Genomic DNA, 15,779 nt, shown 5'->3' with positions numbered 1-15,779 from the left:
GGTCATGCAGGATTCAGCACGTTGATCGCGGCGTGGACGCGCGCCTCGATCTCCTCGCGCGGGAGACCGGGCGGGATGGTCTCGCCGATCCGGATGGTGATCCGCCCCGGCTTTTTCCAGCGCCGCTTGTAGCGCGCGCCGCTGTCGATCGCGATCGGCACGACCGGCACGCCGATCAGCTTGTAGATCCCGGCGAACCCCGCCTGGAGCGGCGGGCGGGTGCCGTGCTGCACGCGGGTGCCTTCGGGAAAGATCGCCAGCGGGCGCCCCTCGGCAACACGCTTCTTCGCCTCGCTGATCATCGTGCGCAGGGCCTTGGCCCCCTGATCGCGCTCGACCCCGATCAGGCCGTAGTGCCGCCCGGCGCGGCCCCACAGCGGCATGTGCAGCAGCTCGATCTTGGCGAAAACCGCCGGATAGGAGAGCAGGACCGGCATGTCGATCGCTTCGAAATAGCTCTCGTGCTTCATCGCCACCAGCACCGGGGCGACCGGCACCTGTCCTTCGATCCTGACCTCGATCCGCAGGATATGCTCGACGCACCAGCGATGGAACCGGACCCAGGTGTGGACCGTGTGAACGAAGCCGCGGCCCGGCATGATCAGGCGAAAGGTCACCACGAAGGCGAGCAGCACGGTCGCGCCATAATAAATCAAGTAGAAGGCGAGGCTGCGCAGCACGTCGGCCGGGCCGGCCGGGGGAAGCGGCTGAGCAAGCTCTGGCGCGAGCGGGGACGCGGTCACGAGCCGGTCACCCGCTGCACCAGCCGCGCCAGCAGCTTGTGGTATTCAAGGAACAGCACCTTGAAGCTGGGCCGGGTCGAGACCGCGTCCTCGACCACGGTGAGGCCCGGCGGCGCGACCTGCGACAGGTCGAAGGCGGCGCGGCGGATGTGCCAGTCGCTCGTCACCAGACGGACCGAGGTGAAGCCGTTCTTCGCAATCCACTGCGCCGCTTCGCGCGCATTGGAGCGGGTGTCGACCGATTCGTAGCCGAGCGTGATGCAGCAGGACATGCGGGCGCGGGGGATATGGTACTGCGCGGCGAACTGGCGCGCGGTCACCTCGCGGTCCACGCCCGAGACCAGCATGCGCGGGGCCAGCTTGCTCGAAAGCACTTCCAGCCCGCGGTCGATCCGCCCGCCCGAGCCGGTCAGCACGACCACGGCGTCGGTCTTTTCCCCGCCGGCTGGGCGCGGCAGGAACACGGCGAACCAGAGGAAGCCGAGCATCCACAGGAGGAGAAGCGAAGAGCAAATACGGCGGATCATATGGGAACCTATAGCATCCGGCGCAGCGCGCGCATCACTGTCCAGCGCGCGGTGATCGTTGCCACCACTGCGGCCACGGCCGGGACCAGCGCGAGCAGGGCCCAATCCATCCAGCCGAGCGCCGAGCCGGTGACGATCCCGGCCTGAAGCTGGGCAAAGCTGCGCCCGAGCAGGGCAATCACGACGAAGGCGGCGCCGAAACCGACCACGCCGCCGCCGATCGCATCGAATGCGATCGAGCGCTGGAAAATCGCCGCGATCTGCGCATCGGTGCCGCCGAGCAGGTGGACGATCTCGATCGTCTCGCGGTTGTTGCCGAGCGCGGTTCGCGCCGCCAGCAGCACGGCCGCGCCGGTGGCGCCCGAAAGCAGCACGATCAACGCCACGGCCAGCCACTGCAGCGACTGCGCGGCCCCGAACACCGGGCGCAGCCAGATCGCCTGATCATCGACCCGGGCGGAGGGCGCGGTGCGGCGGAGCTGCTCCTGCAAGGCCGCGAGGCGCGCGGGCGCGAGCGATCCGGCCAGCCGCGCATCGATCAGGGCCGGGACGGGAACGCCGAGGCTGTCCCCCTGCCCGCCGCCCTGCGCCTGCTCGTCCACCGCCTCGCCCAGCCACGGCTCGACCAGCGCGTCCAGCTCGGCCTGCGGCACGATTCGCGGCTCGGTCACCCCCTGCGCGCGCTGGAGCAGGGCCAGGGCGGCGCGGGCCTGCCGGTCGCGCTCGGCCGGGCGCGCCTCGACGATCTGGACCGTAATCCCGCCGGAAAGCTCGCGCGCCGCCGCCTTGCCGGTGTTGCGCAGGGCGAGGCCACCCGCGGCGGCAACCACCATCAGCGCGACCATGATGGCGATCACCCACGGTATCGGGCCCGACATTCGTGCCTGCGGCACGATCTCGGCAGAGCGGCGCGGCAGGCGAGAGGCGGCCTGCGGAATCGGCGGCGCGTCGTTCATGCCGGCCCCGTCTGACGCCGGGGCGGATAGCGCAGGGCCCCGGTAGGATCGGAGAGGCGGCCCTTGTCGAGCCGCATGATCAGGCTTTCCGGCACCTTGCGCAGCAGGTGGGCATCGTGAGTCGCCACGACGACCGTGGTGCCGAGGCGGTTGAGCGCCTCGAACAGGCGCAGCAGTTTGACCGCCATGTCGGGATCGACGTTGCCGGTCGGCTCGTCGGCCACCAGCAACTGCGGCCGGCCGATCACCGCGCGGGCGATGGCCACGCGCTGCTGCTCCCCGCCCGACAGCGTAGCCGGGCGCGCGTCCATCCGGTCGGCCAGGCCCACCCATTCGAGCATGTCGGCCACGGGCTGGACAATGTCCCGCTCGGCCGCGCCAGAAACGCGCAGCGGCAGGGCGACATTGTCGAAGGCGGAAAGGTGGGGAACCAGCCGGAAGTCCTGGAACACGACCCCGAGGCGGCGGCGCAGCAGCGGCAGGCGCTCGCGCGGCATGGTGATCGCATCTGTCCCGAACATGTGGATCGCCCCGCGCGAAGGCCGCTGCGCGAGGTAAAGCAGCTTGAGCAGGCTGGTCTTGCCCGCGCCGCTGGCCCCGGTGAGGAAATAGAAGCTGCCAGGATAAAGGGTGAAGGAAACGTCGCTCAGCACCTCGCGCCCCGTGCCGTAGCGCAGGCCGACATTGTCGAACTGGACGATCTCGCCTTCGGCGTCCGGCGTCATGCGGCAGGCCGAGTCAGGCAGCGTCGATCACGGCGAAAAGTTGCGAACACGGCGAAACAATGGCTCCCGAACCGACCGGCGGCTACCCCTTGTGGCCTATAGCCATCAATCGGTGTGGAAAAAAGGGGCGCAACCGGAGTGCATTCCGGCCGCGGCCTTGTCGGGCGGCAAGCGCACGTGCTTAATCCCCATCCATGATCATCGCCTGCCCTGCCTGCGCGACCCGCTACGTGGTTCCCGACAGCGCCATCGGCGTAGATGGGCGCACGGTGCGCTGCGCGAAGTGTCGCCATTCGTGGTTTCAACATGGCCCGGAGCTGCCACAGCGCCCCGAACCCGTGCCGGTTGCCGCGCCGCCGCCTGCCCAGGCCTCGGCTGAGCCGGCCGCACAGGCTGCCGCTCCGGAAGCGGATGCGGCGAGCGAGGCGGTTCCTTCCGGTACGGAGGCCGAGCCCCCCCCGCCGATTCCCGAAGAACCGCGCATCCAGCAGGTCTATTCCGACGAGACGACAGCGGAAGACTTCTCCTATTCGAGCTTCGCGCACGAGCCGCCGTTCCGGCCGCGGCGCAACCGGCTCAAACTCTACACCATCGCCGCCTCGGTCTTTGCCGTGATCGCCTTCGCCGCGATCGGCGCGGTCGCCTGGTACGGGCTGCCCGACTGGGCGCCGCTTGCGCGCCAGACCTTCGCCTCGGCCCAGCCCGATCTCGTGCTCGAATTCCCGCCCAACCGGCAGGACCGGCGCACGCTGCCCAACGGCGCTGAATTCTTCGGGGCAAGCGGCAAGGTCACCAATGTCGGCAAGGAACGCCGCAATGTCCCGCCGATCCTGATCGTGCTGCGCGATTCGGCCGACCGCATCGTCTATTCGTGGGAGGTCTTCCCACCCAAGCGCCAGCTCGCCCCGGGCGAGAGCATGACGATCAACGAAGCCGTGACCGATGTGCCGCGCTCGGCCAAGTTCGCCGAAATCGGCTGGAAACCGGGCTGAGAGGCCCTGTTGAAAAAAGCCTTCGCAAAAAGCGCATATCATCGCTTGCAGCCCCCCGGACCATTTGCTAGGGGCGCGCTCCTACCCCGCGGGGCCAGCTTCTTCTCCTAGAAGTGGCCCTGTTCGATTATGCGGTCGTGGCGGAATTGGTAGACGCGCAACGTTGAGGTCGTTGTGGGCGAAAGCCCGTGGAAGTTCGAGTCTTCTCGACCGCACCATCCCTTGAATTCATCGACGAAATTCAAGCGGTCAGGGCCAAGGTAGCAAGCCCCCCTCTCTCAAGCCATCCTCCGACAAGATCCTGATCCAGCCGCGCAAGGCGACCGAAACCCCGCGCCTGCGAGGGCGACGATCGGAGAAACCGGCGATCTTCAGGGAAATATGGTGAATGACGCAGTCGGGGCCTAACGGGTCTCGCCGCCCCGTTTCCCTACTTAACTGGGAATCTACAGGGAATTGTTGAAACGAAGCGCCCAAAAGGAAGAAATTTCTTCGATCACACTCGCAGAATTCGGCCACTTCCGCCGGCATTTCCCTGGTGAACGAACAGGGAAAAAATCCGGCCATGCTGGGAACGGCGGAGTGAAATCTGCGTGTTGCAGGCGAGCCGGATCAGAGGCATTCATTTCCCGTGAAATTCGATTTCTCCAACATCTCCGTTATTACTACAGACACGGTCGTCTCGCACCTCGAGGAGGGCCAATGCCCCACGGACGAGATGCTGCTGGAGGCCGCCGAACGGGTAACGCCTGCACTGATGCCGGCCATGATGATGCGCTTGCTCCGAACGGAGCTTGGACATCAAGCACAGCGCAAGGGACGGCCGCGCCGCAATGTGCCCAGAAACGTATTGTTGGCGCACAGGCTGCGGAAGCTGCACCGCCCCAACCTGCCGGCGAAATATCTTGAATGGCTCGTTGCCCGGCTCGAAGGCAAGGTGCCCAGACTGTCCGAATTTCAGCGCAGCCTTCGCTGTCACAACCGCATCGCGAAGCTCAAGCGGAACAACGCCATTCGTGGGATCTATGACGACCTTTACCCACTGATCCGAGAGCACAACAGTCAATCGATCGAACACCCGATCATCGGGACAATCTCAGTCGCTCCTGGCAGCACGCCAAGCGAACGAGCGCTCGCGACAACGGCTAACACGGTGCGTTGGCTTTTAGGCTACAGCCCTTCCCCGGCGACAATCCGCAATCTGGTATCAGGGAAAAATCGGACCCGCTTTCGTGAGTCAAAGCGGCGCTGACGTGGTGTAGCTGAACTGCTTCCTTTTTGAGGAGCAGTTGATGACCCACATCCCCAACCACCCGCATCTCGAGCTGGTCGCGACCAGTTCGCTCACGCCCAACCCGCGCAATGCGCGGACCCACTCCGACAAGCAGATCAGCCAGATCGGGGCGTCCATTCGGAAGTTTGGCTGGCTGGTGCCGATCGTGATCGACGATGCCAACATGATCGCGGCCGGGCATGGCCGCTGGCTGGCGGCCAAGGCGCTCGGCCTCGACGAGGTCCCGGTGATCCGCGCGCGGTTCATGACCGACCACGACCGCCGCGCCTTTGCCCTTGCCGAGAACCGTCTCGGCGAACTGGCCGGCTACGATGCCAAGCTGCTCACCGAAGAGCTCGAGATCCTGTTCGCCGACGGCTATGATCTCGAGATCACCGGCTTCACGACCGCCGACCTCGACTTCGCGCTGCCGGAGGACAAGGTCGAGGAGAAACCGGAGAAGGTCGAACTGCCGGATGAGGACGCGGTTGCGGTCAGCCGCGAGGGTGACCTGTGGCTGATCGGCCCGCACCGGCTCTACTGCGGCGACGCGCGCGATGCGGCGAGCTACGAAGCCCTGCTCGGCGAAGACCGGGCGGGAATCGTCTTTGCGGACCCACCCTACAACGTGCCGATCGACGGGTTCGTCTCGGGCACCGGCCGCCACCGCGAGTTCGTGATGGGCACCGGCGAGATGAGCGTGGCTGAGTTCACCACTTTCCTGCGCGCGATCTTCCGCCAGTGCGCACGGTTTTCGGCCGAAGCCTCGATCCACTACATCGCGATGGACTGGCGTCACGCGCGCGAACTGCTCGATGCGGCCGACGGGGTCTATTCCGAGCACAAGCAACTGGTGGTCTGGGACAAGGGCACCGGCGGCATGGGCAGCTTCTATCGCAGCCAGTACGAGCTGATCTTCGTGTTCAAGTCGGGCCGCGGCAGGCATACCAACAACTTCGGCCTCGGCGACACCGGCCGCTACCGCACCAATGTCGTGAAGTATGCCGGCGCGAACACCTTCCGCAAGGGCCGCAAGCGTGACCTGGCTGATCACAGCACGGTCAAGCCGACCGCGCTGATCGCCGACTTCCTGATCGACTGCTCGAACCGCGGCGAGATCGCGCTCGATCCCTGTGCCGGCTCGGGCTCGACCCTGATCGCCGCCCACCGCACGGGCCGGCGCGGCGCCGGGATCGAGCTCGACCCACGCTATGTCGATACCGCCCTCGCCCGTCTGGCCGATGCCAGCGGTCTTGTCCCGGTGCTTGCCGCCACCGGTCAGACCTTTGCCGAGGTCGCGGCCGAGCACGCCGGCCTGGTCGAGGAGAACTGACCATGAGCAAAATCGACGATATCCCCGGCGAGCCCTCGGACGACGACCTCGTCGGCTATGGCCGGCCGCCGAAGCACAGCCGGTTCAAGCCCGGCCAGTCGGGCAATCCCAAGGGACGTCCGCGCGGCAGCCGCGGGTTGAAGACCGATCTACACGAGGTGCTCTCGGCCCGGCACACCATCCAGATCAACGGCAAGACCCTGAAGGGTACCCGCCAGCAGCTTGCCCTGGTCACCCTCAGCGCTCGCGCCGCCACCGGTGACCTCAAGGCCCAGGCGCTGCTGCTGCCGCTGATCATGCAGGTATTCGGGACCGAGGACCGCGGCGGGGATAAGAACACCTTGCCACCCGCAGAACTTGCCATGCTGGAGGGCTTTCTCGCCGGCATCGGCGAGTTGCCTGTCGAAGCCGCCGCCACGGCTGCTGACGCCGCCATGGCCGGACATCTGCGGGATGACCCGAGCGACCACGACTTGCCGCTCGCACCCGGTCCCGACGAACCGGAGGGGCCCGCATGATAGAGCGGGGCCTGCCTCCCGGGCTGGCGGACCGGTTCAGCGATCCGGTCGCGGTCCACAACTGGCTGCTGGTCCACGACTTTGCCTACTTCCTGCGCAAGGCCTTCGCCTTCGTGAACGGCGGCGAGGTCATGGTCTGGAACTGGCACTTTGACGCGATCGTGCACCAGCTCGATCGCGTCCGGGCCGGCGACAACCGCCGCCTGCTCATCACCCTGCCCCCGCGCAACGGCAAGTCGATCGCGATCAGCGTCGCCTGGGTGGCCTGGATGCTGGGCAAGAACCCGGCCCTCAACTTCGTCTGTGTCAGCTATTCCAACGAACTGTCGGGCAAGCTGGCGCGCGATTGCCTCTCGGTCATGCAGTCTGCCTGGTACCGCGAAGCCTTTCCCGGCACCGTCATCGCGCAAAAGCGCTCGGCCAACTATGACTTCGAGACCACCCGGCGCGGCGGCCGGCTCTCGACCTCGGTCGGGGGCACCCTGACCGGGCGCGGCGGCGACATCATCATCATGGACGACGTGATCAAGCCCGAGGAGGCGAACTCGGAGACCACCCGCACCTTCGTCAACGGCTGGTTCCGCTCGACCCTGTCCTCCCGGCTCGACGACAAGAGCCGCGGGACCATGCTCTGCGTGATGCAGCGCCTGCACGAGGATGACCTGGCCGGGATGCTGCTCGAGAGCGGCGGGTGGGAGCACCTCACGCTGGCGGCCATCGCCGAGGTAGACATGACGATCCCGCTTACCCGCAGGCGGGTCCATCGCCGCAAGGCGGGTGAACTGCTCCACCCCGCGCGCGAGCCGCTGCCGGTCCTGATGGAGCTGAAGGCGGCCATGGGCTCCTATGCCTTTGCCGCACAGTACCAGCAGGACCCGGTGCCCGCGCTCGGCAATGTGATCCGGGGCGAGTGGTTCAGGACGTTTGCTACCGCTGGCTTTGCCCGCTTTCCCGGGACCGTGATCCAGTCGTGGGATACGGCAAGCAAGGACAACCCCCACAACGACTGGTCGGTCTGCGTGACCGCGCTGGTCCGCGGCAACGACGTCTACATCCTCGACCTGTTCCGGGGCCGGCTGCAACTGCCCGATCTCACCCGCACCGCGATCAGCCTGGCCCGCGAACATCGCGCCGATGTCCTGCTGATCGAGGACCAGGCCTCGGGCACCCAGCTGATCCAGAACCTGAGGCACGACGATCCGCCGGGCGTGCCTTCCCCCGTCGGGCGGCGGCCCGAGACCGACAAGCAGAGCCGCGCGCTCGGGGTCAGCGCGATGATCGAGGCCGGCCGGGTCCATGTGCCCGAAGATGCGCCGTGGCTGGCCGAGTTCATCCGCGAGGTGAGCGCCTTCCCCAACGGGCGCCATGACGATCAGGTCGATGCCCTGTCGCAGTTGCTCGGCTGGGTGCGCCAGCACGGCGCCTGGTGGAACAGCCCACCCGCCGCGCCGGAAGAGATCGGCATCGGCTACGGCTTCCGCTACTACGGCGATGAGCGGGACGAGGAGGACGACGAGGCCTGGTACAACGTCAACGAGGACGACGATCCTGGTCTGTACTGACCCTTCAGTTGCGGTTGAGCCCGGCCTCGCGGGTGTGCAGGCGGTTCTTCCAGCTGGCTTCCAGCGCGATGACATCGGCTGGCTCAAGATCGGGCGAGGTGCGCTGGAGGATGGAGAAGCGCAGGTTTGCAGGATTGCTCTGGCGCAGAGCGACATTGCCGCCGTGGCCGGTACGGGCATAACCCCGCCAGCGGCCGAGGATATTGTCCTCGCCATAGGCCGAGCCGACATAGCCCGCCCGCCTCTCGACATCGTGGATCAGGTAAACCCCGCGCCACTGCGCCAGCGCGCTGATCCACGACGCAGGCAGGCTCTGCAACTCGTACCAGCTCAGGATCAGATCACTCCATTCCGGCATCGCGCGGACGAACCGGCTGTCCGGATCGATTGCGCTGACCGGGAACGAGGCATTGCCAGCCCAGCGCCACCACTGACGCGAGGGCGTCGGCCAGTTCACCACCAGCCGACCGACGTAATCGGCAAAGCAACCGGTCTCCTCCAGCTCGAAGGCGAGGCAGTGTTCCATGTCTGGCCCGCGCAGGTCCATGCCGAGGTCGGCCAGTTCGCGGTTGCCGGGAAAGTCGAGATAGGCCGCATGATCGAGGCTCTGCCAGCCGGTGATCCGGCTGATCCCGGCAAAGGTTGCCATGCCGCTGTCCTGCCCCACGAACGAGGCCATGTAGCGGGCCCGCATCAGGGCCTTTTCCAGTTTCTCCCACTGGATCTGCTGCCAGGCCATGAACAGTTCGGGGCGCTCGACCACCAGCCAGGGCAGCACGCGGCGCAGGGCCTTCTGCTGCGGGGCATGGCGCACGGCTACCACCTCACGCGGGTCGAGGCTGGCGAGGTCCAGCATTCCCCGGAAATCAAGGTTGGCCGGCAACACGCTCACGGCCGTTTGCTCGTCCTGTGCTCGACCGCGAGCAGCAGCCCGGCCGCCTCGGCCGGCGCAATCCGGTCTTCCCAGTCGAGCCCGCTTTGCGCCTTGAAGCGGAACCGCCACAAGGGTGAGCCGCCGGGGTGGTACTGCGCGGCAATCTCGCGGACCGCCGCCTCGGGAAGGTCGAACCCGAGCGTGTCGCGGTAGGAGCAGGTCCCGCCGAAGCAGCCCAGCACCTCGTGGGCGAGTTCGGTCACCGCAGCCGACTGCGCCCCCGCCGCCGTCGCATAGACCGCCTGCCGGAACATGCGGTAGGCATAGTTGTACGAGACCTCCTCGTAGACCTGCCAGCGCACCTCGCCGGTCCTGGTGCTGATAAAAGCCCGGAGCATCGCGTCCGAGCGGACCGGATCGGTAAAGGCGCCCTTGCTCTTCCACGCCTCGGCCGTGGTCAGCACCGTCACCGGTTCGAGTTCGTCGCCCTTCACCGTCACCAACGCCGCGACGCCTTCCGGGGTCAGGGCATTGAGCTTGGCCAACTGGGCCGGGCTCGGCTCGATCCGTTCCTCTTTGGACTGGGCCGCTACCCCGCTTGCCAGCAGCCCAGCCGCTGCCGCCATCCAACAAATCCGCACATCCATGCCGCGCCCCAATGTCGTCGATCAGTGACACCCATCAGGCTTCGTTTGCGGGGCAAGTCAACGTCAAATGTCACTGATCGTCTGTAGATCGATGAGCGACATGGCTGTCTGTAGACGGCCGTGGATATTCGGATACGCCTCGGCCGGAATGTACGCGCCCTGCGCGAGGCCAAAGGCTGGAGCCAGGAAGACTACGCCGACCGCGCCGGCATCCACCGCACCTATGTCAGTGACATCGAGCGAGGACGGAGGAATCCGACAATTACTGTCGTGGAGAAGCTTGCGGAGCCACTTGGGGTGACCGCTGGGGCTTTGCTGGACGGCGATTGATGGCCCTTAAGGAACCCGCGTGAGATCGACCGACTGATTACGACCTTCGCAAAGATATGGGAACCGGGCGACGGTCGCGCGTACTTCCTTCAGTCGCCCACCATGGTCGCCCCACAGGATGACCACCTCGGCCCCCTCATTCGCTTCAGCCCCATCAATGGTACAGTGCGAGATCACCTTGCGGAAATGATAGCTGTACACCGTGCCGGAGGAGATGCCGACCGGCACACCATCTTTCATCACATGATCTGCGTGGCCACAAATTCCCCGATTGGCAGGCGAAACCGGAATTTCGAGATATTTGTATTCCTCGCCTTCGCGCAGCAGCGAGGCATAGATGTCGATGACATCCTCCGCATTCCATTCAAGGGTGACGACGGTCCGCCGCGGCGCGGCCAGTTCCGCCTCGACCGCAGCGCGGCCGGTAAAATCGTGGTCAAGCCGAACCGAACGCTCCCAGCCGACCTCGACAGGAGTGCGGCAGCGGGCGCGAAAGTCGGCCGGATCGACACTGCCGGCGGGCGCCGGATCGGGGAAGTGCCAAGGCTGCTGCGCCATCCATCCGCGAAAGCCGGGATCGTCGTGCATCGCGGACTGGAAGGTCCAGAACTGCTGCGGAAATCCGCCCTCGACATGGTTGACCTGGAAGGTCTGCCAGCCGAGCGGCTCGATCCCGAAAGGAACCCCGGCGCGCAGGATCGCGTCATAGATCTCGGGTCCATGCGCCAAGGAGCCGTGCAGTTCGAAGGCCAGCGTACCGGCCATGCCGAGACGCATGATCTGGATCTCGTGACCGCAGATGGTGACCTGCCGATAGCGCAGGAAGGCAATGTCGCGCAGGCTCTCCCCGGTCGCAGCCTCCAGCGTTTCCAGCGAGGTCGGTCCGGCAATCTGGAACAGGAAGTCGTCGCCCACCGCCTGCTCGACATCCCCGGAAAAGCGGCTGAACGCATAGGGCGTCCAAGGCCCGGCGACATAGAGACGGAATTCCTCCTCACCCCGCTTCTGCAGCACGCCGTGGCCGGCGATCAAACCGCGATCGTCGCAGGCGATGGCATGTTTGGCCGTGCCGACGCGAAACTTGCTGAAGTTGTTGACGAAGGTCCGGGCGAGAAAGGCTTCCGCATCGCGGCCGCGATAGGTGATCTGGCCCATACCGGACAGGCCCGCGTGGATGTAGCAGGTCTTCTTCCACGACAGGCTCTCGCGCTTCCAACCGTTGTATTCCCATTGCCGGACAAACCCGCCCGTGAGGCTGAACAGGCCGTACTGCGGATAGAAGGGGATCGCGCAGGCCTGCTTGAAGGGGGACGTGAGCATCGCTGAATTCCTGTTCCCGAGAACAAAGGCGCCACCGGTTCCTGGGAACGGTGGCGCAGGCTTGAGATGGCCTTGCGGCCGGGAGTCAGTATTTGAAACCGAGTGTCACGCCGTAGGTGCGCGGCGGGGCGGCGACGCGGTTGTCGCCCACGTCGAGCGCGTTCTGCTGCTGGGTATGGAAGGTATCGGCCAGGTTCTTGCCCCAGACCTTGACGAAGAGACTGTCGGCCCGGGCATACCAGGTTACCGAGGCATCCAGCAGGGTGTAGTTCGGCTGACGCAGGCGGTTCTGCGGATCGTCGTAATAGCCGCCATTGTAGTAGACGTTGCCCGCCAGATCGACGTGGCCGCTGCCCACCGGGACGGAATAGGTGAAGCCGGCGTTGAGAGTTACGTCCGGCGTATTCTGGATGTGCAGGCCCGATGCATCGCAGGGCGCGAAAGTGGCCGGAACGAAGGCGTTGACCCCGCCCACGGCCGGGCACTGGATCACCGAATTGCCGCCGATGGAATGGAAGAACGGGTTGGCGTTGCTATTGGCATTGGGAGCCGGAATCGACCAGAAAGCCGAGGTAAACCCTTGCTTGTAACGGGCGTGCAGGAGGGCGGCGCCAGCGGTCAGGGTCAGGTTCGGCGTGGCCCTGATCGCCAGATCCGCATCGAGGCCGTAATTGATCGAGCCGGGGGAGTTGTAGACGAACAGCTGCCCCTGGATGATCTGGTTGGCCTGAATGTTGGTATAGTCGTAATAGAAGGCCGAAAGGTTCAACCTGACCTTGCGGTCGGCAAGGTCGGTCTTCAACCCCACTTCGAAGGCATCGACCGTTTCAGGCTGAAGTACCTTGGGCGGGAAGCTGTTGGGCTGAAACGAGCCGCTCTTGAAGCCGCGGTTGTACGAAGCGTAGGCCATCACCTCGGGCGAGAAGCGGTGGTCCATGGCCAGCCGCCAGGTCAGCTTCGGGAACTTCTTCGATGCCAGCGCCGTGCCCGAGACAACGGTATTCGCCCCGAAGAACGGCACGGTGGTGATGGTCTGGCTCTCGTCGATCAGGCGGTTGTCGATCGTATAGCGCAGACCGGCCGTAATGTTGGTGGTATCGTCGATGGCATAGGTGCCCTGCGCGAAGGCGGCCCAGGAATTCAGCTTCTGCCGAACGTACTGGACGATGATGTCGTTGGCACAGGCAAAGCCGCAAGCCAGCACGCCCTCGGTCTTGATCGGATCGTACTTGCCTTCCGACCACATGTAGAAACCGCCGAGCGTCCATTTGAAGGGGCCGGTGCCCGTGGACAGCAGCTGGAGTTCCTGAGTGAACTGGCGATCCTTCTGCACTTCCGAAAAGGTCAGCGAGTTCGCCGTGGTCTGGTCGGCGTCGATCTTGGTGTAAAGCCGCGCTTCGCGGAAGGACGAGATCGAGACCAGTTGCACGCCCGCGAAATCGTGGCTGACGTTAAGCATTGCGCCGCCCTGGTGGGTACGCACGATGGGATCGACGTTCAGGTAGATGTCGCGGTCGCCGCCGGGGGTCGGCGTGCCCGCGATCGTCAGCCCCTGGTAAGTGCGGATTGCCGGATCGCTGCGGCTCGATTCCGAATAGTCACCCGCCAGCGTGATGCTGGTCGCACCATCGGGCAGTTGCCAACGCAGCTTGCCGCGCAGGCCATAGTCCCAGCCCTTCTGTACTTCGCTGCCGGTGGCGAGATTGCGACCGTAGCCCTTGTCCTGCTGATTGAACACGCCGGCGATGCTGGCGGCGAGCCCATCGGCAAGCCCTCCCGTGGCATAGGCCGAACCGCCCCAGCTGTCATAGTTACCGTAATGGACCTGCCCGCTGACGTGGGGCGTGTCGGTTGGCTCCTTGGTGGTAACCTGGATCACGCCGCCGGTAGCATTGCGGCCGAACAGGGTGCCCTGCGGCCCGTTGAGCACGTCGATCTGCTGGACGTCGGCCAGGGCGAAGATCGCGCCGGTGGACGAACCGATGTAGACGCCGTCGACATAGGTCGCGACCGGGTTCTCGATGCCGGGGCCGGTCGCCGTGGTGCCGATGCCGCGGATGCGCGGCTGGCCGAAGCCGCCAAGATTGGTATTGAAGTTGAGCGCAGGTGCGAGTTGCTTGAGCTCGGTCGTGTCCGTGATGCCGGAGCTCGACAGCCTGCCCGGATCGATCGACGTAATCGCCACCGGCACGTTTTGCGCCGCCTCGGACCGCTTCTGTGCGGTGACGATGATCTCGCCGAGGCCGCCGCCATCGCTCGCTTGCGCAAGGGCGCTGGTCGAACCCAGGGCTGCTGCGGCGATCAGGGCCGCCATGCCCGACGTATGCTTCCACCGGTTGTCCATATACCTCTCCCCCTCGCTCGATCCGCCAGCTATTCCCGCCTCGCATCCGCTTGATTTCGCGGTTCTCCGAGTGCCTGGAAGGAAACATATCACTCCATGCGGTAAACAGTGATTACCAACTTGTGGACAATCTGTTGCGAATGGCACACCAATGGGCCGCGCATAGGCGGGTGCAATGAACGTGCTGCACGCTATGCTCCATGAAGCGCGCGGCTGGCAGACGAGGCAGAGTTGAACCTAGCGAAGTCCGATCTCGATCGCCCGCGCGACGTTCGCCGCGCGTTGATCGAGGCCGGCCGCGCCTTGCTGAACGAGGAGGGTGCCGACGGGCTTTCGCTGCGCGCAACATCGCGCAGGGCGGGCGTCAGTCCGGGTGCTCCCTACAAGCACTTTGCCGACAAGAAGGCCTTGCTGGAAGCGATCGCCGACGAGGGCTTCGATGAGCTTTGCGCAGAGACCGGCAGCGCTTTCGATCGATATGCGTCCGGCCCGGAACGCATTCGCGCGCTTTGCCTGATCTACGTGGAATTCGCGCTGCGAAATCCGCTTCTGTACGGGGTCATGATGTCGGCCACGCGCAGCCGCGAACTCGTGAACGATGGAGGGCGGGGTCAGGCCGAAGTGGTGCGGTTGATGCGCCTCAGCATTGCCAGCGCTTCCGGCCTGACGATCGATGATCGCGCGGTCGAACTGCGGGCACTGGCCGTCTGGTTCGCGCTTCATGGCCTGATCGAGCTCCATTCATTTCGGGCGGTTCAGACCATGCGTACCGCCTCGGAAAACCTGCACGACTTCCTGGATGAGATCATCGCGCAGATCGTTGGTTGAGGCTGAACTCGGCCTAAATCCCGCGGGTGACCTCCAGCCCCCTGAGGCCGTCTTGCAAATGGTCCATCAGCGCCCGGACCCGCGCGGGCAGGGCCGGGGCCGGCGGATGAACCGCGAAGATCCCCACCTCTCGCGAGCCGCGCCAGGCCGGCAGGATTCGCCGCAGCGCGCCGCTCGCCAACATGTCCGCCACGTCCCAGATCGAGCGCAGGGCAATGCCGCAGCCACCCACGGCAAGCTCGCGCACCACTTCGCTGGAATTGGTCCGCACCGCGCTTCTGCCATGGTGGATCACCGTCCCCTCCGGCCCGTCGAGGTGCCACGGCAATTGCCGCTCAGTGGCCAGCAGGCGGTGGCGCGTCAGGTCCGCAATGCCGGCGGGCAGGCCGAACCGGTCGAGATAGGCCGGCGCGGCGCAGAGCACCCGGTTGCTGGTGGCAAGACGGTGCCCCACCAGACCCCCGCCGATCCGCGCCCCGATGCGGATGGCAAGGTCGTAGTTGCCGTCCATCAGGTCGACGAATTCGTCGGACAGGTCGATCGCCAGGTCCACCTCGGGATGGCGCTCGAGGAAGGCGGGCAAGTGCGGCACGACATGCATCCGCCCGAACGAGGTCGGCGCCGTGATCCTGAGCGGCCCGCCGATCTCCGCCTGCTTACCGGCGATGCGGTCCTCGGCTTCGCGCAGCGCGGCGCGCAGCGGCAACAACGCGCCGAGCAGGTCCTGCCCCGCAGAGGTCGGGGCCATCCGCCGCGTCGTGCGATGAACCAGCCGGGTGCCGAGCCGCTGCTCCAGCCGCACCAGCC

16 protein-coding genes and 1 tRNA gene are annotated in these 15,779 nt (G+C 65.8%); 8 read left to right on the top strand and 9 right to left on the bottom strand.

Features of this window, described 5'->3' with window-relative positions; translation table 11 throughout:
* Positions 1-2: 2 nt before the first annotated feature.
* From H7F51_RS16935 to ftsE, 4 genes are read right to left on the bottom strand one after another with little or no spacing between them, the layout of a single operon-like run.
* Complete coding sequence (locus H7F51_RS16935) at positions 3-743, bottom strand: lysophospholipid acyltransferase family protein (RefSeq protein ID WP_343061319.1); 741 nt, start codon at positions 741-743, stop codon at positions 3-5.
* Positions 740-1,270 (bottom strand): YdcF family protein, encoded by a 531-nt coding sequence (locus tag H7F51_RS16930; RefSeq protein WP_185665507.1) that lies wholly within the window; start codon positions 1,268-1,270, stop codon positions 740-742. Before H7F51_RS16930 ends, H7F51_RS16935 begins: the two co-directional genes overlap by 4 nt.
* An 8-nt stretch (positions 1,271-1,278) precedes the next feature.
* Positions 1,279-2,226 (bottom strand): cell division protein FtsX, encoded by a 948-nt coding sequence (locus tag H7F51_RS16925; RefSeq protein WP_185665506.1) that lies wholly within the window; start codon positions 2,224-2,226, stop codon positions 1,279-1,281.
* Entirely contained in the window at positions 2,223-2,951 is a 729-nt protein-coding gene (ftsE, locus tag H7F51_RS16920) for a cell division ATP-binding protein FtsE (protein WP_185665505.1), read from the bottom strand. Before ftsE ends, H7F51_RS16925 begins: the two co-directional genes overlap by 4 nt.
* A gap of 194 nt (positions 2,952-3,145) precedes the next feature.
* Here ftsE and H7F51_RS16915 point away from each other — a divergent pair, with 194 nt between their 5' ends.
* The 6 genes from H7F51_RS16915 to terL all read left to right on the top strand — a co-directional run bounded on the left by H7F51_RS16915 (position 3,146) and on the right by terL (position 8,629).
* The gene (locus H7F51_RS16915; protein ID WP_185665504.1) at positions 3,146-3,943 is read left to right on the top strand and encodes a zinc-ribbon domain-containing protein; all 798 of its coding nucleotides are present in this window, start codon (positions 3,146-3,148) and stop codon (positions 3,941-3,943) included.
* 131 nt (positions 3,944-4,074) lie between these two features.
* Positions 4,075-4,161: transfer RNA gene (locus tag H7F51_RS16910), tRNA-Leu, on the top strand.
* Positions 4,162-4,574: 413 nt separating this feature from the next.
* On the top strand, positions 4,575-5,195 hold the full coding sequence (locus H7F51_RS16905) for a hypothetical protein (RefSeq protein WP_185665503.1): 621 nt from the start codon (positions 4,575-4,577) through the stop codon (positions 5,193-5,195).
* Between the two features lie 40 nt (positions 5,196-5,235).
* The gene (locus H7F51_RS16900; protein ID WP_185665502.1) at positions 5,236-6,549 is read left to right on the top strand and encodes a site-specific DNA-methyltransferase; all 1,314 of its coding nucleotides are present in this window, start codon (positions 5,236-5,238) and stop codon (positions 6,547-6,549) included.
* Between the two features lie 2 nt (positions 6,550-6,551).
* Positions 6,552-7,067, top strand: a complete 516-nt coding sequence (locus H7F51_RS16895; protein ID WP_185665501.1) for a DUF5681 domain-containing protein — start codon at positions 6,552-6,554, stop codon at positions 7,065-7,067.
* On the top strand, positions 7,064-8,629 hold the full coding sequence (terL, locus tag H7F51_RS16890) for a phage terminase large subunit (RefSeq protein ID WP_185665500.1): 1,566 nt from the start codon (positions 7,064-7,066) through the stop codon (positions 8,627-8,629). The genes H7F51_RS16895 and terL overlap by 4 nt, the downstream gene beginning before the upstream one ends.
* A 4-nt stretch (positions 8,630-8,633) precedes the next feature.
* Here terL and H7F51_RS16885 read toward each other — a convergent pair whose 3' ends face one another.
* Positions 8,634-9,521 carry a GIY-YIG nuclease family protein gene (locus tag H7F51_RS16885; RefSeq protein WP_185665499.1) on the bottom strand — a complete coding sequence of 296 codons (888 nt, stop codon included), beginning with the start codon at positions 9,519-9,521 and terminating at the stop codon, positions 8,634-8,636.
* The gene (locus tag H7F51_RS16880) at positions 9,518-10,129 is read right to left on the bottom strand and encodes a hypothetical protein (protein ID WP_185665498.1); all 612 of its coding nucleotides are present in this window, start codon (positions 10,127-10,129) and stop codon (positions 9,518-9,520) included. Before H7F51_RS16880 ends, H7F51_RS16885 begins: the two co-directional genes overlap by 4 nt.
* Before the next feature lie 141 nt (positions 10,130-10,270).
* Here H7F51_RS16880 and H7F51_RS16875 point away from each other — a divergent pair, with 141 nt between their 5' ends.
* Positions 10,271-10,480, top strand: a complete 210-nt coding sequence (locus H7F51_RS16875) for a helix-turn-helix domain-containing protein (protein WP_185665497.1) — start codon at positions 10,271-10,273, stop codon at positions 10,478-10,480.
* 6 nt (positions 10,481-10,486) lie between these two features.
* Here H7F51_RS16875 and H7F51_RS16870 read toward each other — a convergent pair whose 3' ends face one another.
* Positions 10,487-11,800: an aminomethyl transferase family protein gene (locus H7F51_RS16870; protein WP_185665496.1), complete on the bottom strand. Its 1,314-nt coding sequence runs from the start codon at positions 11,798-11,800 to the stop codon at positions 10,487-10,489.
* 85 nt (positions 11,801-11,885) lie between these two features.
* The gene (locus tag H7F51_RS16865) at positions 11,886-14,144 is read right to left on the bottom strand and encodes a TonB-dependent receptor (protein WP_185665495.1); all 2,259 of its coding nucleotides are present in this window, start codon (positions 14,142-14,144) and stop codon (positions 11,886-11,888) included.
* A gap of 231 nt (positions 14,145-14,375) precedes the next feature.
* Here H7F51_RS16865 and H7F51_RS18760 point away from each other — a divergent pair, with 231 nt between their 5' ends.
* Positions 14,376-14,972 (top strand): TetR/AcrR family transcriptional regulator, encoded by a 597-nt coding sequence (locus H7F51_RS18760; protein ID WP_185665494.1) that lies wholly within the window; start codon positions 14,376-14,378, stop codon positions 14,970-14,972.
* A gap of 13 nt (positions 14,973-14,985) precedes the next feature.
* On the opposite strand, the gene H7F51_RS16855 is transcribed toward H7F51_RS18760, so the two are convergent.
* On the bottom strand, positions 14,986-15,779 hold a 794-nt coding region (locus H7F51_RS16855; RefSeq protein ID WP_185665493.1), incomplete at its 5' end, for a LysR family transcriptional regulator.

This window comes from Novosphingobium flavum (genome assembly GCF_014230315.1).
In the GTDB taxonomy this organism is placed as follows: Bacteria; Pseudomonadota; Alphaproteobacteria; order Sphingomonadales; family Sphingomonadaceae; genus Novosphingobium; species Novosphingobium flavum.
Note: the sequence above shows the minus strand (reverse complement) of the source record. Positions and strands in the feature narration are given on the sequence as shown.